This is a genomic window from Actinomadura sp. NEAU-AAG7, from assembly GCF_018603865.1.
GTDB classification, from domain to species: Bacteria; Actinomycetota; Actinomycetes; order Streptosporangiales; family Streptosporangiaceae; genus Spirillospora; species Spirillospora litoris.
Map to the genome: position 1 here is coordinate 697708 of NZ_JAHFZY010000006.1, position 17703 is coordinate 715410.

Genomic DNA, 17703 nt, shown 5'->3' on the forward strand with positions numbered 1-17703 from the left:
GGCCCTCCGGGGCACCCAAGGAGCTCTCATGACACACGCACTCACGCGGCGCCTGCTTCCGGTCGGGCTGGTGGCGGCGCTGGCCGCCGGCCTCACCGCGGGCGCGGCGATCCGGATCCAGCGCCCGGCCCCCGCGGCGGGCGCCCAGGCCGGGCCGGTCGCGGCCGGGGCGCCCGCCGCGACGCTCGCCGGCTCGATCGCCCGGCTCCAGCGGCACCTGCGCGACCAGCCGCGCGACGCGTCCGGCTGGGCGGCGCTCGGGCTGGGCTACGTGGAGCGGGCGCGGGTCACCGCCGACCCGTCCCTCTACCCGAAAGCGTCCGACGCCCTGGACCGCTCGCTGCGCTTACGTCCGGACGGCAACGACGCCGCCCTCGCCGGACGCGCCGCGCTCGCCGCCGCCCGGCACGACTTCCCCACGGCGCTGGCGGAGGCCGACCGCGCCCTGGCCGTCAACCCCTACGGGGCGCGCGCACTGGCCGTGCGGGTGGACGCGCTGGTCGAGCTGGGCCGCTACCCGGCCGCGCTGAAGGCCGCCGAGCACGCCGACGCGACCGCGCCGGGCATCCCGGTGTTCACCCGGCTCGCCTACGTCCGCGAACTCCACGGCCGGACGGGCGAGGCGCGGCGCGTGCTGCGGCTCGCGGCGGCCTCGGCGACCGACCGGGGCGACATCGCCTACGTCCGGACGCAGCTCGGCGACCTCGCCTGGAACGGCGGCGACGCGCGCGCCGCCGGACGCGAGTTCGCCGCCGCGCTCCGCGCCGACCCGACCGACCTCGGCGCGCTGGACGGGCGGGCCCGGGTGCGGGCGGCGACCGGCGACCTCGCCGGGGCGGCGCGCGACCAGGAGGCCCTGGTCGCCCGGTCCCCGCTGCCCGCGCGGCTGACCTGGCTCGGCGAGCTGCGCGAGTCCGCGGGGCGCCGGGACGAGGCCGCCCCCCAGTACGCGGCCGCCTCGGCGTGGGGCGCGCTCGCCTGGGCGAACGGGGTCACGCCCGACCTGGAGACGGCGCTGTTCGAGGCCGACCACGGCGACCCGGCGAAGGCGGTGCGCGCGGCGCGGGCCGAGTGGGGGCGGCGCCGCAGCGTCCACGTCGCCGACGCCCTCGGCTGGGCCCTGCACGCCGCCGGGCGCGACGCCGAGGCCCTCGGCTACGCCCGGCGGGCCGCCGCGACGGGGTACCGCAACGCCGCGTTCCTCTACCACCGGGGCATGATCGAGCGGTCGCTCGGGCAGCGGGCGCCGGCGCGCCGCGACCTCGGGGCGGCGCTGCGACTCAACCCGTCCTTCTCGCCGCTGCACGCGCCCCGCGCCCGCGCCGCGCTCGCCTCCCTCGGGGGCGCCCCGTGATCGCGCTCGTCCTCGCGGCCGGGCTCGCCGCGCCGGCGGGGCATCCGCTGGGCAACTTCTCGGTGAACCGCTACGACGGGCTGGTCGTCGCGCCGCACGAGCTGCGGATCGACCACGTCCAGGATCTGGCGGAGATCCCGGCGGCGCAGGTCCTGCACGGGAGCACGGACCTGCGCGGCTGGGCCAGGAGCGAGTGCGCGCGCTCGGCCGCGGCGTTCCGGATCACCGCGGACGGGCGGCCGGTCGCGGCGGTGGTCCGCGCGGCGTCGGCGTCCGCGCGGCCCGGGCAGGCGGGGCTGCGGACGCTGCGGCTGGAGTGCGCGGTCAGCGCGCCGTTCGGCGGCAGCAGGCTCGGGTTCCGCGACACCGGCGACGGGGGCCGCCCCGGCTGGCGCGAGGTGACGGCGGTGGGCGACCGCATGACGCTGACCTCGTCGGACGTGCCGCGCGAGTCGCCGACGGCGCGGCTGACCCGCTACCCGCGCGACCTTCTCGGCTCGCCCTCGGACCGCCGCGCGGCGACGGCCGAGGTGCGGCCGGGGGGCCCGCCGCTGCCCGCGTCCGCGCCCGCGGCCGCCGGGCCCGGGGTCGCGGGACGCGGCGCCGACCCGCTCACCCGCGCCTACACCGGCCTGGTCGCGCGCCACCGCCTCACCCCGGGCTTCGCCGTGTTCGCGCTGCTCGCGGCCGTCGTCCTCGGGGCCGCGCACGCGCTGGCGCCCGGCCACGGCAAGACGATCATGGCGGCGCAGGCCGCCGGGCAGGGCCGCCGCTCCCGCCGGGACGTGCTGGCCCTGGGGCTCACGGTCACGGTCACACACACCGCGGGGGTCCTCGCGCTGGGCCTGCTCGCGGCGACCGGCGCGTCCCTCGGGGCGCCGCAGCTGCTGCCGTGGCTCGGCGCGGGGGCCGGGGTCCTCGTCGTGGCGGCCGGTGTCTCGCTCCTGCGGCGCGCCCTGCGCCGCCCGCGCCACCACGGACATGGGCACGGACATGGGCACGGGCACGGCCACGGGCACGGCCACGGGCATGAGGGGGGAAGGCGGGGGATGGTGCTGGTGGGGTTCGCCGGAGGGCTGGTGCCCAGCCCGTCCGCCGTCGTCGTGCTGCTCGGCGCGCACGCGCTGGGGCACGCCTGGTTCGGGGTGCTGCTCGTCCTCGCCTACGGGGCGGGGCTGGCGCTCATGCTGGTGGCGGTCGGGATGCTGGTCACCGGGACGGGGCGGCTGCTGGCGCGGCGGCTGCCGCCGCTGCCGGTCCTCGCGCCGCGCCTGCTGCCCGTCGTGACGGCGGCGCTGGTCGTGCTGCTGGGGGTGGGCCTGACAGCGCGAAGCCTGGCGCCACTGGTGTGACGCCAGGCTCCCCCGCGGATCATGCGCCCTTGCCCCAGACATAGGCCCCGGCGCCCATCAGGAGGAGGCTCGCCCAGCTGAACACGGCGCGGACGGTGTTCCAGGCCGTCCAGCGCCCGGAGTAGTCCGACCAGATCTCGGCGGCCTCGCGGGTCCCGGACGGGATCCTGACGGCGTCCAGGTCGTTGTTCATCGGGATGTTCACCGCGAAGCTCGGCACCAGCGCGCCGACGACGTAGACGGCGGCGGCCGCGAAGAACAGGATCGCCGCCGACTTCTGCCCGAGCGACATCAGCAGGACCCCCGCGACGACCGCGAGGACGGGCAGCAGCATGAACGCGCCGACGAACAGCGGGTTCTGGATCTTCTGGTTGATCGTCTGCATCGCGTTGATCGCCGAGGACGGCCTGGCGGCGTTCAGGCCCGGCATAACTCCGCAGGAGAAGACGAAGAACGCGCCGGCCATCCCGGAGGCCATCAGGATGGACAGGGCCGCCGAGGCCGCCGTGAGGGAGAATTTCATGGTCGCTCCGTTGGTTCGTTCGGGGTGGGGTTCAGGTCCGGGGGTTCGGTTCCGGCGGGGGTCAGTTCCAGATGCCGCTGGCGGCGGTCTCGGCGGCGTACTCGGCGAAGTCCCGGGGCTCGCGCCCGAGTGCCCGCCGCACACCGTCGGCGGTGGGGGTGTTCCGGCCGTCCAGAACCGTCGAGAAAAGGTAGGTCAGAAAAGCGACCACCTCGGCCGGGAGGCCGTGCTCGGTGAGCGCGGCGGCGTAGTCGTCGGTGCTCACCGGCACGTAGGCGACCTCGCGCCCGGCCGCGCGTCCGATCTCGGCGACCGCCTCGCCGAAGGTGAGCGCCCGGGGGCCGGTCACCTCGTAGACCTCGCCGTGGTGCCCGTCCCGGGTGAGCGCCGCGACCGCCACGTCCGCGACGTCGTCCAGGTGGACGAACGGCTCGGGCACCTCCCCCGCCGGCAGCACGACCTCGCCCGCCTGGACCGGCTCCAGCAGGTAGTCCTCGCTGAAGTTCTGCGCGAACCAGCTCGACCGGACGATCGTCCACTCCAGGCCCGAGTCCTGGACGATCCGCTCGCAGGCCTGCGCCTCGTCCTCGCCCCGGCCGGAGAGCAGGACCACCCGCCGGACCCCGGCCTCGACCGCCGCCGCCGTGAACCCGTGGATCGCGCCGGGCGCCCCGGGGACCGCGAGGTCGGGGTAGAAGACGAGGTAGACGCGCTCGACGCCGCGCAGGACGGGCGCCCAGGTGGAGCCGTCCTCCCAGTCGAAGGCCGGGGCCGCCGAGCGGGATCCCATCCGCACCGGGACGTCCAGGGCCTCAAGGCGCTCGACGACGCGCCGCCCGGTCTTGCCGGTGCCGCCGAGGACGAGCGTCAGGCCGCTCTCGACGGGGGCCGTGCTGGTGTTTCCGCCGGTGTTTCCGCTGATGTTCTCGCTGTTCGTCATGGCTAAGAGTCAACCGGGGTGCGACCTCCGAGAACATCGTCGAGAAGCTCGTCCGCATACGCGAGCGTCTACGCTGGCGCCATGGACGCCCTCACCGACCTGCTCGACGGCCCCCGCGCACGCGGTGCGTTCATGCTGCGCTGCGTGCTCGACCCGCCGTGGTCCGTGCGGATCCAGGACGAGGCGCCGCTGACGCTGGTCGCGATGGTCCGCGACGAGGCGTGGGTGATCCCCGACGAGGGCGGTCCCGAGCACGTCCGCCCCGGCGACGTGGTGATCATCCGCGGGCCGGCCCCGTACGTCGTCGCCGACGATCGCGGCACCGCGCCGCAGATCGTCATCCACCCGGGCCAGCACTGCACCACCCCGGACGGCACGAGCCTGTCGGAGGCGATGGACCTCGGCGTGCGGGCCTGGGGCAACGCGCCCGACGGCCGCACGGAGATGCTGGTCGGCACCTACCAGATGCGGGGCGCGGTCACCCAGCGGCTGCTGGCGGCGCTCCCGGCGCTCGCGGTCGTGCGGGGCGACACGTGGGAGTCGCCGCTGGTGGGGCTGCTCGGCGAGGAGATCGGCAGGGACGAGCCGGGCCAGGAGGTCGTCCTCGACCGGCTGCTGGACCTGCTGCTCATCGGGACGCTGCGCGCGTGGTTCTCGCGGCCGCGCGCCGAGAAGCCCGGCTGGTACCGGGCGCACGGCGACGCGGTGGTCGGCCCGGCGCTGCGGCTGCTGCACGACGACCTGTCGCACCCGTGGACGGTCGCGGACCTCGCCGCCCGGGTCGGGGTCTCCCGCGCGGCGCTCGCGCAGCGGTTCGGGAAGCTGGTGGGCGAGCCGCCGATGGCGTACCTGACCGGCGTCCGCCTCGCCCAGGCGGCCGACCTGCTGCGCGAGAGCGAGGCGACGCTGGAGTCGGTCGCGCGGCAGGTCGGCTACGGCAACGCGTTCGCGCTCAGCACCGCGTTCAAGCGCGAGCGCGGCGTCAGCCCGCAGGAATACCGGACCTCGCCGGAGCACCGGCCCGCCGCGCCCGCCCGCTGACCCGGCGGGCGAGCGGGTAGAGCAGGGCGGCCCCGGCCAGCAGGATGAGCCCGGTCGGGATCCACTCGTGCGACCCCGACGGCGCGTACACGCGGCTCGCGCGCCCGACGTCGATGGCGGGCACCCGCTCCCCCGCCGCCAGGTCGCCGCGTCCGGCGCCGTACATCGTCGTCTCCCGCGCGCCGCCGCCGCCCGCGGGCGTGAACGTGCCGTACCAGGAGCACGCCTCGTGCCCGGGATGGCTGACGCACGACACACGCGCGGCGGTGAACGCGCCGGGCGCGCCGTCGCCGCGCGCCGCCCGCCAGACCAGCTTCACGTTCGGGACCGTGAAGAACAGCAGGAGGAGCGCGGCGGCGGTCGCGACCGTGACCGTGAACCCGGACGGGGCCCGGCGGGGCGGCGCGCCGCGCTCCCCCGGGCCCGCCTCCCGGACGGCCGTCATGCGCGGGCGACCGCGCAGTCGCAGGAGCGGGCGCCGCCCGGCCCGGCCGCCGCCGCGTCCCGCCGGTGCAGCAGCATCGCGACCACCATCGGGGCGAACACGACCGCGTTGTAGAACAGGTGCAGCTCCACGCGCGGGACGAGCAGCTGGATGATGCTCGTCGGCACGGCGCGGCCGCCGATGTTGTGGCCGCTCTGCGCCTGGACCAGCAGGAGCAGGTGCTCGAAGTGGTGCCACACCTGGATGCCGAGGGCGATGTTCCACCACGTCCGCGATCGTCCGGAGAAGCCGGGGCGCAGCAGGATGAACGCCACCAGCATCACCACCGCGAAGCCGTAGTGGAGCCCCTCGGACTTGATCAGCCAGGGGAACCACTGCCCGAGGATCCCCCGCGACTCCGGGACGGGCCGGCCGAGCACCCAGATCTGGTACGCCTGCACGAGGTGCTCGGCCCAGTGGCCGAGGACGATCAGGAAGAACACGTTGAGGCCGGTCCGGTGACCGCCCGCGTTGAGGCGGGTCATCCAGGTGGGCCGGTGGGCGATGGCGGCCATGGGCTACTCCTCGCTACCGCGGCGGCGCGGCGGGGGACCACGATCTTTGTGTAACGCTGTTATGGCTTCCATCTTGGGCCACCCGGGGGCCCAGGTCACGCGGACGGCCGGATCCGGCCTGACGGACGACCCGGAATCACCGCCAGCCCCCCGGCCTGGCACGCCGAAGGCCCGCGCGGGCCTTCGGCGGTCCAGGGCCTTCCGGCCGGATCACGCCTGGTGGCGCAGCGTCGGTTCGGCGCGGACGACCGTGTCGTCGGCGGCCGCGGGGATGAAGGGGACCACGAACGCGTAGTCGGCGAGGACGGACTCGGGGACCTCGCCGGACTCGCCGAACGCGGCGATCTCGCCCCAGCAGGGCGAGCCGAGCGAGCCGCTGCGGTGCCGGACCGACAGGCCCGCGCACAGGTTGGCGAACCGGAGCCGCTCGGCGAGCGGGAGGCCGGCGAGCGTGGCGAACACGAACCCGGCGGCGAACACGTCGCCCGCGCCGGTCGCGTCCAGCGCCTGGACCGGCAGCGCGCCGGTCTCGGCGCGCTCCCCCGTCCGCGCGTCGAGGGCGATGGCGCCGTCGCCGCCGCGCTTGACCACCACGACCGGGACCCGCGCGGACAGCGCGCGCGCCGCCTCCTCCGGTGTCGCGGTGCGGGTGTAGGCCATCGCCTCGGCCGCGTTCGGCAGGAACACGTCGACGTGGGCGAGCCGGTCGAGGACCTCGGTGGACCAGGCGCCGGTCGGGTCCCAGCCGAGGTCGGCGAACACGAGCGCGCCGCGGTCGCGCATCGCGGGGGCCCAGGCGGGCACCGGGCGGTCGACGTCGACGAAGCACGCCCGCGCGGGCGGCGGCGCGGCGCCCATCGACTCGTCCACCGCCGCGGGGAGGGGCCGCGCGTAGGTGACCATGCTGCGGTCGGAGTCGTAGGCCATCGACACCGTCACCGGCGTCGGCCATCCGGGGACGCGGCGCGACAGCGCGAGGTCGACGCCCTCCTGCTCGGCGAGCGTGCGCCACAGGTAGGAGCCGAACAGGTCGTCGCCGAACGGCGCCGCCAGCCCGACGCGCAGGCCGAGCCTGCTCATCGCGACCGCGATGTTGGCGGCGCCGCCGGGCGCCGAGCCGAGCCCGTCGGTGACGATCTCGGTGCCGGGCGGCGGCAGGCCGGGCAGCCCGGTGAAGATCATGTCCATGAAGACCCGGCCGGACAGGAACACGTCCAGGGCGGGGCCGGCGGCGTCCGCCGCGGCGTGCAGGCGCTCGCCCGCCGGCTCCCGCCCGGCGCAGGGATCGGTGAGGGGCGGCTCGGGCGGCCGGCCCGGAACGGTCTGCGTCACGGTGCCCCCACGGCGTGGTTGGAACGTTCTCGCGGACGATAACCGCCGCCTCCGACAGAACGCACCCGGCGCCGTGCGACGCGACCGGACCGCCGCCTCCCCCGCGGCGGCTACCTCGGCGTGTACAGGCGGACGTCGTCCACCCGGGCGCTCCCCTCGTAGAAGTTCATGTGCGGGTCGCCGATCATGAAGTGGTCGGGGTAGGCGGACCCGGCGGGCCAGGTGTCGCGGTCGACGAGCGTGCCGCCGGGGCCCTTCCACGTCCAGTCGGCGTTGTAGCGGCCGTCGTACTCGGAGGGCTTCTGGTTGTAGTGCCAGATCGGCTCGCCGTCCTGGACGAACGACCGGGTGTACCGGAAGGTCGCCTTCCCCACGTGCGCGAAGTTGCCCGACATCTCCATCGTGTACGCGCCGTTCCGCCGCTCGACCGCGAACCGGTAGGGCTCCTTGGGCAGCAGCTCCGGCTTGAGGTCGACGGTGGAGACGATCGCGCCGCCCTTGGCGAGCCCGCACCGGCTCTCCATCAGGTACTCCGTGCCCGGCGTCGTCGGGTAGCGGCGGTCGTCGGTCATGAAGATGGCGTTGACGCCGTTGCCCGTCCCGGCGGAGTAGGGCTCGTACTGCCCGGTCGCCGGGTTGCAGTACCGCAGGCCCGCGCCGGTGTACTTGTAGCGGTTGTAACCGTCCATGGCGACCTTGCGGTGCCCGTGGATGAACACGTTGTTGTGCGGCGCCACCCGCCCGTAGTCCATGATCGACATGTAGTAGAAGCCGTTGGAGTCGGTGCGGACGTCCGCCCACTGGCACTCGGGACGGCCGAAGTCGCCGCCCGAGGCCCACGGGAAGTTCGTCTTGCAGCCCTCCGGCGAGTAGCCGTTGACCCGGCCGTCGGGGTAGTCCCACGATCCGCCCCGCTGCCCGCCGAAGTCGAGGCCGCGCAGCGTCATCTCCACCCGGTACTCGGCGGGCAGCGCCCGCGTCGAGCGGATGACGACGCCCGCCTGGTGGCTCGGCTCGTCCAGCCGCGCGACGCCGCCGCGCGAGGTGAGCGTGGGCGGCGCGTCCGGCCGGCCGTCGCCGTCGGCGTCGCGGGCGGCGAGTTCGGCGGTGAGCCAGCCGCGCTTGCCGAAGGTGAACGACTTGCGGTAGGTGCTCATCTTGGCGAGCTGCGTCCGGAACGCCGGTCCCCCGACCGTGTCGAAGAAGGCGCCGTCGTTGTCGTACATGTCGACGTTGTAGGGACTTGACGGACCGTCGCCGTCGGGCTTCCAGGGCACCTTGGCGTCGTCCAGGTGCCGGTCGAAGGACTCGGCGTCCAGCAGCCGCCACCCCGCCGGGACGGGCGGTGCCGCCCCCGCGCGGGCCGCTCCCGCGAACGCCATGGGCATGACCAGGGGAAGCGCCAGTGCCAGCGCGCCCCTCACGATTGCTCTCATCTCGACCCCTCCGCGCCGCGCCTCCCGCGCGGCGCTCCGCCGGACATCGGGTGATCATCGGTGACGGTAGGTCGAGGCGTCGGCGAACGCCATGGCAAAACCCGCCAAAGTGGTATTGACCAGTCGCAACAACCGGACATATCGTGTGCCCGAACAGGAACAGCGCATCCGGGAGGTGACCAGGTTGCGATCCGCCGGTGAGTCCCGGAACGGGAACACGAAACGGCAGGCGGTGCGCCGCCGCCTGCTGGCGATGCTGGACGGGATGGACGTCGGCGACGCCCTTCCGTCCGAGCGCCGGCTGGCCGCCGACCTGGGCGTCTCCCGGCCGACGTTGCGGCAGGCCATCGACGGCCTCGTCGCCGAGGGCCTGCTCGACCGGCGGCACGGGAGCGGAACCTATGTGTCCGAACCCCGGATCGCCGTGCCGCTGACCATGACCTCCTTCACCGAGGACATGATCAGGAGAGGGATGCGGCCGGGCGGCCGGGTCCTGTCGTTCCGCACGGAGGCCGCGGGGGCGCGGATCGGCAGGCGCCTGGCCATGTCACCGTTGGAAGAGGTATTTACCATTCGGCGGCTCCGGCTCGCCGACGAGGCCACGATGGCGATCGAGACCCTCTACATGCCCCGGGCGCTGATGCCCGGCCTGCGCAGGCAGGACCTGGAGGGCCGGTCGTTCTACGAACTGCTCCGGGGCAACGGCGTCGAGATCGCCTCGGGCACCGAGACGATCGAGCCGACCGTCACCACCGAGGAGGAGGCGGCGGAACTCGGCGTGCCGGTGCATACACCGGCGTTCCTGTTCGAGCGGGTGACCAGGGACGCCGAAGGCCGGCCCCTGGAATACGTCCGGTCGCTGTACCGCGGCGACCGCTACCGCCTGGAACTCGATCTCACACCACCGTCGCACTGACCGGAGTCCCGGCGGCGACCCGCCCCGGAACCCGACCGTCCAACCGCGCTGACGGGGGCGACAGCGCACGACCCCACCCCCGAGAAGTGAGGCGATTCACCCATGGACGTCATCAAGGACATCCTCACCTTCCTGGCCGACAACGTGTTCGGCCAGGTGCCCATCCTCATCGGGCTCATCACGCTCATCGGGCTGCTGCTCCAGCGCAAGCGGTTCGAGGACGTGTTCGCCGGCGCGCTGCGCGCGACGATCGGCGTGGTGATCCTGTTCATCGGCGTCGACGTCTTCACCGGCGGGCTGACCAGCTTCCAGACCGTGCTGGCCAGCGCGATGGGCACGACGCCGCCGAAGGCCGACCACACGCTCACGCAGTTCCTGACCGACCAGGGCGGGACGATCGCGCTGGTCATCACCGTCGCGTTCCTCGTGCACGTGCTGGTCGTGCGGCTCTTCCCGGCGGCCCGGTACCTGTACCTGACCGGGCACCTGATGTTCTGGGTGAGCACGGTGACGGTCGCGTCGCTGGTGACGATCGCGCCGGGCCAGGACCAGCTCACGCTGGTGCTGTGCGGCGCCGGGTTCGTCGCCGCGTACTGGACCGTCCAGCCGCTGTGGATGCGGCCGCTGATGCGCCGCGTGATGCCCGACGACCGGTTCGGGTACGCGCACACCAGCTCGCTGTCCTGCCTGATCACCGGCTACGCGGCGCGGCCGCTCGGCAGCCGGGAGAAGCACGACACCGAGAAGCTGAAGCTGCCCCGCCAGCTCTCGTTCTTCAAGGACGTCAACGTCAGCACGGCGCTGATCATCTCGGTGATCATGCTGGTGGCGGTCGCGTTCGCCGAGGACGCCGTGGTGGGCAAGGCCTCCGCCGAGATGGACCCCAAGCTGTCCTCGTGGGTGTGGGCGCTGCTGGTCGGCCTGCGGTTCGCGGGCGGCATCGCGATCCTGCTGTTCGGCGTGCGGATGTTCCTGGGCGAGATCGTCCCGGCGTTCAAGGGGTTCAGCGACAAGGTGATCCCCGGCACCCGTCCCGCGCTGGACGCGCCGACCGTCTTCCCCGTCGCGCCGACCGCGGTGATGCTCGGCTTCGTGGCCTCGACCGGCGTGTTCCTGGTCTGCCTCGCGGTCTTCGCCGCGGCCGGCTGGTTCACGCTCGCCCCGCCCATGATCATGCTGTTCTTCGTCGGCGGCGCCGCCGGGCTGTTCGGCAACGTCGTGGCGGGCTGGCGCGGGGCGGTGCTCGGCGGCGTGATCTCGGGGCTGATCCTCGCGATCGGGCAGTCGGTCACCTGGGGCCTGTACGAGCGGACCGCGCCCGAGCTCGCCACCCTCGCCGACCCCGACTGGTACGCGATCGGGTGGCTGCTCAAGGCCGTGGACCCGGTCGTCGGCGACGGGTCGATCTGGCTGGTGCCCGCCGTGGCGCTGGTCGCGATGACCGCGACCCTGCTCGTCCTCGGGCGGGCCGAGAAGCGCAGGGCCGTCGCCGAGGGCGCGGCCCCCGGCGGGGACAAGGCGCCCGCGAACGCCTGAGAGACGGAAGGAACGGGAACGCCCCGAGGGGGCGACCTCGCGGGGCGCCCGGGCCGAACGTCAACGAAACCGGACAAGGAGTGACCCGATATGGCACTGGACCGGCAACTGGAGATCCTCGCGGTCTGCGGCGTCGGCATGGGCTCCAGCCTGATGCTGAAGATGACCGCCGAGGACGCGCTGCGCGCGCTCGGCGTAGAGGCGCGGGTGGAGAACACCGACGTGTCCACGGCGCGCGGCATGACGCCGGACGTGGTGATCGGCCAGGGCATGCACACCAGCGAGATCGCCGACCTGGCGCCGGTGGTGATCACGATCAGCGACTTCCTGGACAAGGAGGGCCTGGAGGTCCAGCTCCGCGAGCGCCTGACCGAGCAGGGGTGGCTGTCATGACGATCGCCGTGGCGACCGACGGCGTCGCCGCCGCCGACTGGCGGGAGGCCGTCGTCAGCGCGGCGTCCGCGCTGGTCGATGCGGGCGCGGCGGGTGAGGGCTACCCGGAGGCGTGCGTGCGGGTGGTCGAGGAGAACGGCCCCTACATCGTGCTGACGAAGGGGCTGGCGCTCGTCCACGCCCGCCCGGAGGAGGGCGGCCTGGCCGTCGGGGTCGGCGTGACCCGGCTGGCCGCGCCGGTGGAGTTCGGCCACCCCGACAACGACCCGGTGGACCTGCTGCTGGCGTTCTGCACCCCGGACCCCGACGTCCACGTCGGGACGCTGGCCGCGCTGGCGCGCGCGCTGTCGGGCGGCCTGGCCGACCGGCTCCGCGCGGCCGCCGGTCGGGACGACCTCGCCCGCGAGCTGAAGGAGGCGCTGCCCGATGACTGAGACCGTCCGCGCGCAGCGGCTCCCCGACCGGGTGCGGACCCTGCTGGACGACCTCGACTCCGTGTCCGGCGCGGCGATCGGCGAGGCCGCCGCGCTGCTGCTGGAGTCGGTCGCCTCCGACGGGATCGTGCACGTCGCGGGCGCGGGCCACTCGCTGGCGATGGTCTGCGAGACCTTCTACCGCGCGGGCGGGCTCGCCGCGGTCCGGCCGATCTGGCATCCCGGCGTGTTCCCGCTCGACGACGCCCTGCGCAGCACGCGGGTCGAGCGGGAGAGCGGGGTCGGGCGGGCCGTCGTCGAGGCCGCCGCGCCCACCCCGCCCGACGTCGCGGTGGTGTTCTCCACCAGCGGCCGCAACCCCTACCCGGTCGAGGTCGCGGAGGCGTGCGCGGCGCGGGGCGTGCCGGTCATCGCGGTGACCTCGGCGCGGGCCTCGCGCGAGGCGGCGGCGCGGACCCCGACGAGCCTCGCCGACCACGCCGCGATCGTGCTGGACACGCGCGTCCCGCCGGGCGACGCGCTGCACCCGGCGGGCGCGCCGCGCACCGCCGCGGTCTCCACGATCCTCGCCGCCTACACGTGGTCGCGCGTCCTCGCCGAGCTCGACGACCTCGCCTCCGCGCGCGGTATGCGGCTCCCCCGCTGGACGAGCGCGAACGTCCCGGGCGGGGACGAGGAGAACGCGGCGCTCCTGGCCCGCTACCGGGGGCGGATCCCCGAGCTGACCGGCGGCCGGGACACGTCGCAATAAACGGGGGCTTACCGTCGCACGCCACCCTCCTCCCGTAACGGTTACTTTTAGTTGCCATTCAGGCACTATTCGGTGATCGGCCCGGTTGTTACCGTTCGGGAACTCCGCCCCTGGGCGACGGGAGGCCCCGCGATGCAACGAACGATCCTCGTCGCCGTCGACGAGGCGCCGGACGGCGACTCGGTGGTCGCCGAGCAGCTCCGCCGCCTGTGCGCCGCGCTGGAGGGGCACGGGCTGCACGTCCGCTGGACGCACCGCGCCGCCGACGCGCTGGCGGTGGTCCGCTCGGACGCCATGCTGGCGGCGGCGCTGGTGGGCTGGGGGGCGGCGGGCACCGACGACGTCCTGACCGCGGTGGGCGGGCGGTTCCACCGCCTCCCGGTGTTCCTCGTGACCGCCGAGCAGGAGGCCCGCGACGTCCCGCTGTGGGTGTACGAGGTGATCCAGGGCTATGTCTTCCTGCTGGAGGACACCCCCGACTTCATCGCCGGGCGCGTCGCGCACGCGGCGCAGGAGTACGCCGAGCGGATCCTGCCGCCGTTCTTCGAGGCGCTCCAGCGCCTGGACGACCGGCACCGCTACTCCTGGCACACCCCCGCCCACGCCGGCGGGGTGGCGTTCCTGAAGTCGCCGGTGGGGCGGGCGTTCTTCGACTACTACGGCGAGCGGCTGCTGCGCACCGACCTGTCGATCTCTGTCCCCGAGCTCGGGTCGCCGCTGGACCACACCGGCCCGATCGGCGACGCCGAGCGCAACGCCGCCCGGATCTTCGGCGCCGAGCGGACGTTCTTCGTCGTCAACGGCAACTCGACCGCCAACCGCATCGTCGGGCACCACGCGGTCGCCCGCGACGAGCTGGCGCTGGTGGACCGCAACTGCCACAAGTCCGTCCAGCACGTCCTCGCCATCAGCGGCGCCCGCCCGGTCTACCTCGTTCCGGAGCGCAACGGGCTCGGGCTCGCGGGGCCCATCCCGGCCGGGTCGCTGGCGGCGGCGGCCGTCGCCGACCGGCTGGCGGGCCACCCGTTCGGTGCGGGCGCGGCGGGCTCCGGCGCCGCGTACGCGGTGATCACCAACTCGACCTACGACGGGCTGTGCTACGACGCCGTCCAGGTCGCGGGGCTGCTCGGCGCGTCGGTGCCGCGGGTGCACTTCGACGAGGCGTGGTTCGCCTACGCCCGCTTCAACCCGCTGTACGAGCGCCGGTACGGCATGGCCGTCGACGAGCGGTCGCTGCCCGGCCCGGAGCGTCCGACGGTGTTCGCCACGCAGTCCACGCACAAGCTGCTGGCGGCGCTGTCGCAGGCGTCGATGCTGCACGTGCGCTCCTCACCGCGCGCGCCGGTGGACTACGAGCGGTTCAACGAGACGTTCCTGATGCACGCCAGCACCTCGCCGCTCTACCCGATGATCGCGTCCCTGGACGTGGCGGCGGCGATGATGGACGGCCCGTCCGGCCCGTTCCTCACCGGCGAGGCGATCGTCGAGGCGGTCCGCTTCCGGCAGGCGATGGTGCGGCTGGCCGGCCGCGTCCGCGAGGACGACGCCCGCCCCGACTGGTTCTTCGGCGTCTGGCAGCCGCCGGAGGTGACCGACCCGCGGACCGGCGGCACGACCCGGTTCGAGGACGCCGACATCACGCTGCTGTCCACCGAGCCGCGCTGCTGGACGCTGGAGCCCGGCGCCACCTGGCACGGGTTCGGCGGCCTCGACGACGGCCAGTGCGCGCTCGACCCGATCAAGGTGACGATCACCTGCCCGGGCGCCGACGCCGTCGCCGGCACCACCCCGTGGGGGATCCCCGCCCGGATCGTGGCCGCCTACCTGGAGCGGCGCGGCATCGTCGTGGAGAAGACCGGCGACCACACGCTGCTGGTGCTGTTCTCGATCGGCATCACCAAGGGCAAGTGGGGGACGCTGATCGACGCGCTCATCGACTTCAAGAACGCCTACGACGGCGGCGCGCCGCTGGCGGAGGCGCTGCCCGGGTTCGGACCGCCCGGGATCTCGCTGCGCGCGCTCTGCGAGGCGGTCCACGGGAGGCTGCGCGACTCCCGCCTCGGTGAGCTGCTCGACCAGGTCTTCACCGACCTGCCCCGACCCGTCCTGACCCCCGCCGAGTGCTACCAGGCGCTGATCCGCTCCCGCACCGAGCGGGTCCCGCTGGAGGAGCTGGCGGGCCGGGTCTGCGCCTCGACCGTCGTCGTCACGCCGCCCGGGATCCCGATGCTGATGCCCGGCGAGGCCGCCGGGCCCGCCGACGGCCCGGTGCTGCGCTACCTGCGTGCCCTGGAGGCCTTCGACCGCGCCTTCCCCTACCTCGCCACCGACATCCACGGCGCGCACCGCGACGAGGACGGCCGCTACCGGATCGAGTGCGTCGTCACGTGACCGGACACGGCCCCAAACCGGAAGCGAGGGATGAACGACCGGGAACCGGGTCGGGTCGGACGGCGTTTCCGGTGGGACCCGCCCGCTCGCCGTGCGATGATGCGGGCACACCGGACCAGAACGGGGAACTGAGATGACCACGAGGCCGACCGAGGACGACCTTCTCGCCGTGTTCAGGCGCGCGGACCTCGGTGGCGACGACCGGCTCGACCTCATGGAGTTCACGCTCGTCCTGGAGAGCCTCGGGCTGTCCTGGACGCGGGCGGAGACCCAGGACAGGTTCGAGCAGGCCGACACCAACCGCGACGGCTTCATCTCCTACCGCGAGTTCCGGGCGGCCCTGGACGTCCGGGGCTGGGCCTCCGGGCCGCTGCCCGGCGCGCGGAGCTGAACGGCGCGCGGAGCTGAACGGCGCGGGCCGGGCCCGCCGGACGGATCCGGCGGGCCCCGTCCGCACGCGTCGCGTCAGACCGCCCGGCCGCGCAGCCGCCGGTAGCGGCGGACGAGCGCCGCCGTGGAGGGGTCGGGGGCCTGCGCCGGGGGCTCCTCGGAGGTGAGCGCGGGCGCCAGGTCCATCGCCATGACCTTGCCGAGCTCCACGCCCCACTGGTCGAAGGAGTCGATGCCCCAGATCGTCCCCTCGACGAACACGATGTGCTCGTAGAGGGCGACGAGCGCGCCGAGCGTCCGGGGGGTCAGCTTCGGCACGAGGATCGTGCTGGTCGGCCGGTTGCCCGGCATGACCTTGTGCGGGACGACCGCGGCGGGCGTCCCCTCGGCGGCGATCTCCTCGGCGGTCTTGCCGAACGCCAGCGCGGAGGTCTGCGCGAGCATGTTGGCGGTCAGCAGGTCGTGCATGCCCGCGCGGTCCTCGAACGGCTCGGCGAAGCCGATGAAGTCGGCGGGCACGAGCCGGGTGCCCTGGTGCAGGAGCTGGTAGAAGGCGTGCTGGCCGTTCGTGCCCGGCTCGCCCCAGAAGATCTCACCGGTCTGCGCGACGACGGGGACGCCGTCGGCCCGCACCGACTTGCCGTTGGACTCCATCGTGAGCTGCTGGAGGTAGGCGGGGAAGCGCGACAGCCGCTGGCTGTAGGGAAGCACCGCCCGGGTCTGCGCGCCGAAGAAGTCGGTGTACCAGACGCCGAGCAGCCCCATCAGGACGGGCATGTTCGCCTCGAACGGCGCGCTGCGGAAGTGCTCGTCGATCTGGCGGAACCCGGCGAGCATCTCGCGGAACGCCTCGCCGCCGATCGCGACCATGAGGGACAGCCCGATCGCGCCGTCGAAGGAGTAGCGGCCTCCGACCCAGTCCCAGAACCCGAACATGTTGGCGGTGTCGATGCCGAAGGCCGCGACCCGCTCGGCGTTGGTCGACACCGCGACGAAGTGCCGCGACACGGCCTTCTCGTCGCCGAGCCGCCCGACCAGCCACTCCCGCGCGACCTTGGCGTTGGTGAGGGTCTCCAGCGTCCCGAACGTCTTGGAGCTGATGACGAACAGCGTCCGCTCGGGATCGAGGTCCGCGAGCGTCCCGACGATGTCGGCCGGGTCGATGTTGGACACGAACCGGCACGAGATCCCCGCGTCGGCGAAGTCGCGCAGCGCCTCGTAGGCCATGGCGGGGCCGAGGTCGGACCCGCCGATGCCGATGTTCACGACGGTCGCGATCGGCTTGCCGGTGAAACCCGTCCACTCCCCCGCGCGGACGCGTCCCGCGAACTCCGCCATCCGGTCCAGGACGGCGTGCACGTCGGCGGCGACGTCCTGGCCGTCCGCGGTGAGCGGCTCGCCCGGCGGCAGGCGCAGCGCCGTGTGCAGGACGGCGCGGTCCTCGCTGACGTTGATGTGCTCGCCGGAGAACATCGCCTCGATCCGCTCGCGCAGCCCCGCGCGCTCGGCGAGCGACACCAGCAGCCCCAGCGTCTCGGCGGTGACGCGGTGCTTGGAGTAGTCCAGGTGGAGGTCCCCCGCGGTGACCGTCATGCGCTCGGCGCGCCCCGGGTCGTCCGCGAACAGCTCGCGCAGGTGCCGCCCCGCCAGCACCGCCTGGTGCTCGGCGAGCGCGGACCACTCGGGCGCCTCGGTGATATCAGCCATTGCCTCTCTCGTCTCCTCGACGGGGCCGTGCGAGCGCCGCTGTCCCCCGGGCGCTCCGCGGTCCCCCACCGGCGATCATAGGTCGACCGCGCGCGACCGTACCAAAGCCCACCCGCGCCCTGGGCGGAACCGCCGGGATCGTCAGGTCTCAGGCGCCGCGCCCGGTCGGCCGCCCATGCCCGCGGCGCCGCCGCTGACCAGGAGGAAC

General features: G+C 74.3%; 17 protein-coding genes. 10 read left to right on the forward strand and 7 right to left on the reverse strand.

Features of this window, described 5'->3' with window-relative positions; all coding sequences use genetic code 11:
* The first annotated feature begins 28 nt into the window (after positions 1–28).
* Together KLI87_RS29680 and KLI87_RS29685 are read left to right on the forward strand one after the other, a co-directional pair.
* Positions 29–1354 carry a hypothetical protein gene (locus KLI87_RS29680; RefSeq protein WP_214619581.1) on the forward strand — a complete coding sequence of 442 codons (1326 nt, stop codon included), beginning with the start codon at positions 29–31 and terminating at the stop codon, positions 1352–1354.
* Entirely contained in the window at positions 1351–2706 is a 1356-nt protein-coding gene (locus KLI87_RS29685; RefSeq protein WP_214619583.1) for a nickel/cobalt transporter, read from the forward strand. The genes KLI87_RS29680 and KLI87_RS29685 overlap by 4 nt, the downstream gene beginning before the upstream one ends.
* Positions 2707–2725: 19 nt before the next feature.
* Here KLI87_RS29685 and KLI87_RS29690 read toward each other — a convergent pair whose 3' ends face one another.
* Together KLI87_RS29690 and KLI87_RS29695 are read right to left on the reverse strand one after the other, a co-directional pair.
* A complete protein-coding gene (locus KLI87_RS29690) occupies positions 2726–3229 on the reverse strand; it encodes a DUF1772 domain-containing protein (protein WP_156216304.1) in 504 nt (167 codons plus the stop codon).
* A gap of 61 nt (positions 3230–3290) precedes the next feature.
* Entirely contained in the window at positions 3291–4169 is an 879-nt protein-coding gene (locus tag KLI87_RS29695) for an NAD(P)H-binding protein (RefSeq protein ID WP_214619584.1), read from the reverse strand.
* Between the two features lie 81 nt (positions 4170–4250).
* Here KLI87_RS29695 and KLI87_RS29700 point away from each other — a divergent pair, with 81 nt between their 5' ends.
* Complete coding sequence (locus KLI87_RS29700) at positions 4251–5210, forward strand: AraC family transcriptional regulator (RefSeq protein ID WP_156216302.1); 960 nt, start codon at positions 4251–4253, stop codon at positions 5208–5210.
* Here KLI87_RS29700 and KLI87_RS29705 read toward each other — a convergent pair.
* The 4 genes from KLI87_RS29705 to KLI87_RS29720 all read right to left on the reverse strand — a co-directional run bounded on the left by KLI87_RS29705 (position 5152) and on the right by KLI87_RS29720 (position 8977).
* Positions 5152–5655 carry a hypothetical protein gene (locus tag KLI87_RS29705; protein ID WP_214619585.1) on the reverse strand — a complete coding sequence of 168 codons (504 nt, stop codon included), beginning with the start codon at positions 5653–5655 and terminating at the stop codon, positions 5152–5154. The two genes, KLI87_RS29700 and KLI87_RS29705, sit on opposite strands and share 59 nt — an antisense overlap.
* Complete coding sequence (locus tag KLI87_RS29710; RefSeq protein WP_250904313.1) at positions 5652–6209, reverse strand: hypothetical protein; 558 nt, start codon at positions 6207–6209, stop codon at positions 5652–5654. Before KLI87_RS29710 ends, KLI87_RS29705 begins: the two co-directional genes overlap by 4 nt.
* A 210-nt stretch (positions 6210–6419) precedes the next feature.
* The gene (locus KLI87_RS29715; RefSeq protein WP_308166293.1) at positions 6420–7541 is read right to left on the reverse strand and encodes a carbohydrate kinase family protein; all 1122 of its coding nucleotides are present in this window, start codon (positions 7539–7541) and stop codon (positions 6420–6422) included.
* A gap of 110 nt (positions 7542–7651) precedes the next feature.
* Positions 7652–8977, reverse strand: a complete 1326-nt coding sequence (locus KLI87_RS29720) for a hypothetical protein (protein ID WP_156216300.1) — start codon at positions 8975–8977, stop codon at positions 7652–7654.
* A gap of 184 nt (positions 8978–9161) precedes the next feature.
* Here KLI87_RS29720 and KLI87_RS29725 point away from each other — a divergent pair, with 184 nt between their 5' ends.
* The 7 genes from KLI87_RS29725 to KLI87_RS29755 all read left to right on the forward strand — a co-directional run bounded on the left by KLI87_RS29725 (position 9162) and on the right by KLI87_RS29755 (position 15789).
* Positions 9162–9893, forward strand: a complete 732-nt coding sequence (locus KLI87_RS29725; protein WP_250904314.1) for a GntR family transcriptional regulator — start codon at positions 9162–9164, stop codon at positions 9891–9893.
* A 102-nt stretch (positions 9894–9995) separates the two neighbouring features.
* Positions 9996–11429 (forward strand): PTS ascorbate transporter subunit IIC, encoded by a 1434-nt coding sequence (locus KLI87_RS29730; protein WP_156216298.1) that lies wholly within the window; start codon positions 9996–9998, stop codon positions 11427–11429.
* Positions 11430–11519: 90 nt separating this feature from the next.
* Entirely contained in the window at positions 11520–11822 is a 303-nt protein-coding gene (locus KLI87_RS29735) for a PTS sugar transporter subunit IIB (RefSeq protein ID WP_214619587.1), read from the forward strand.
* Positions 11819–12256 carry a PTS sugar transporter subunit IIA gene (locus tag KLI87_RS29740; protein WP_156216297.1) on the forward strand — a complete coding sequence of 146 codons (438 nt, stop codon included), beginning with the start codon at positions 11819–11821 and terminating at the stop codon, positions 12254–12256. Before KLI87_RS29735 ends, KLI87_RS29740 begins: the two co-directional genes overlap by 4 nt.
* On the forward strand, positions 12249–13007 hold the full coding sequence (locus KLI87_RS29745; RefSeq protein ID WP_214619588.1) for a sugar isomerase domain-containing protein: 759 nt from the start codon (positions 12249–12251) through the stop codon (positions 13005–13007). Before KLI87_RS29740 ends, KLI87_RS29745 begins: the two co-directional genes overlap by 8 nt.
* A 132-nt stretch (positions 13008–13139) precedes the next feature.
* Positions 13140–15398 (forward strand): Orn/Lys/Arg decarboxylase N-terminal domain-containing protein, encoded by a 2259-nt coding sequence (locus KLI87_RS29750; RefSeq protein ID WP_214619590.1) that lies wholly within the window; start codon positions 13140–13142, stop codon positions 15396–15398.
* Between the two features lie 133 nt (positions 15399–15531).
* Positions 15532–15789, forward strand: coding sequence for an EF-hand domain-containing protein (locus KLI87_RS29755; RefSeq protein WP_156216294.1), 258 nt, complete (start codon positions 15532–15534; stop codon positions 15787–15789).
* A 74-nt stretch (positions 15790–15863) separates the two neighbouring features.
* Here KLI87_RS29755 and pgi read toward each other — a convergent pair whose 3' ends face one another.
* Positions 15864–17495 carry a glucose-6-phosphate isomerase gene (pgi, locus tag KLI87_RS29760; protein WP_156216293.1) on the reverse strand — a complete coding sequence of 544 codons (1632 nt, stop codon included), beginning with the start codon at positions 17493–17495 and terminating at the stop codon, positions 15864–15866.
* Positions 17496–17703 lie beyond the last annotated feature (208 nt).

Coding starts and splice junctions, on each gene's coding strand:
- KLI87_RS29680 (WP_214619581.1), top strand. CDS start 29: ATGACACACGCACTCACGCGGCGCCTGCTTCCGGTCGGGCTGGTGGCG.
- KLI87_RS29690 (WP_156216304.1), bottom strand. CDS start 3,229: ATGAAATTCTCCCTCACGGCGGCCTCGGCGGCCCTGTCCATCCTGATG.
- KLI87_RS29695 (WP_214619584.1), bottom strand. CDS start 4,169: ATGACGAACAGCGAGAACATCAGCGGAAACACCGGCGGAAACACCAGC.
- KLI87_RS29700 (WP_156216302.1), top strand. CDS start 4,251: ATGGACGCCCTCACCGACCTGCTCGACGGCCCCCGCGCACGCGGTGCG.
- KLI87_RS29705 (WP_214619585.1), bottom strand. CDS start 5,655: ATGACGGCCGTCCGGGAGGCGGGCCCGGGGGAGCGCGGCGCGCCGCCC.
- KLI87_RS29710 (WP_250904313.1), bottom strand. CDS start 6,209: ATGGCCGCCATCGCCCACCGGCCCACCTGGATGACCCGCCTCAACGCG.
- KLI87_RS29720 (WP_156216300.1), bottom strand. CDS start 8,977: ATGAGAGCAATCGTGAGGGGCGCGCTGGCACTGGCGCTTCCCCTGGTC.
- KLI87_RS29730 (WP_156216298.1), top strand. CDS start 9,996: ATGGACGTCATCAAGGACATCCTCACCTTCCTGGCCGACAACGTGTTC.
- KLI87_RS29735 (WP_214619587.1), top strand. CDS start 11,520: ATGGCACTGGACCGGCAACTGGAGATCCTCGCGGTCTGCGGCGTCGGC.
- KLI87_RS29740 (WP_156216297.1), top strand. CDS start 11,819: ATGACGATCGCCGTGGCGACCGACGGCGTCGCCGCCGCCGACTGGCGG.
- KLI87_RS29745 (WP_214619588.1), top strand. CDS start 12,249: ATGACTGAGACCGTCCGCGCGCAGCGGCTCCCCGACCGGGTGCGGACC.
- KLI87_RS29750 (WP_214619590.1), top strand. CDS start 13,140: ATGCAACGAACGATCCTCGTCGCCGTCGACGAGGCGCCGGACGGCGAC.
- KLI87_RS29755 (WP_156216294.1), top strand. CDS start 15,532: ATGACCACGAGGCCGACCGAGGACGACCTTCTCGCCGTGTTCAGGCGC.
- pgi (WP_156216293.1), bottom strand. CDS start 17,495: ATGGCTGATATCACCGAGGCGCCCGAGTGGTCCGCGCTCGCCGAGCAC.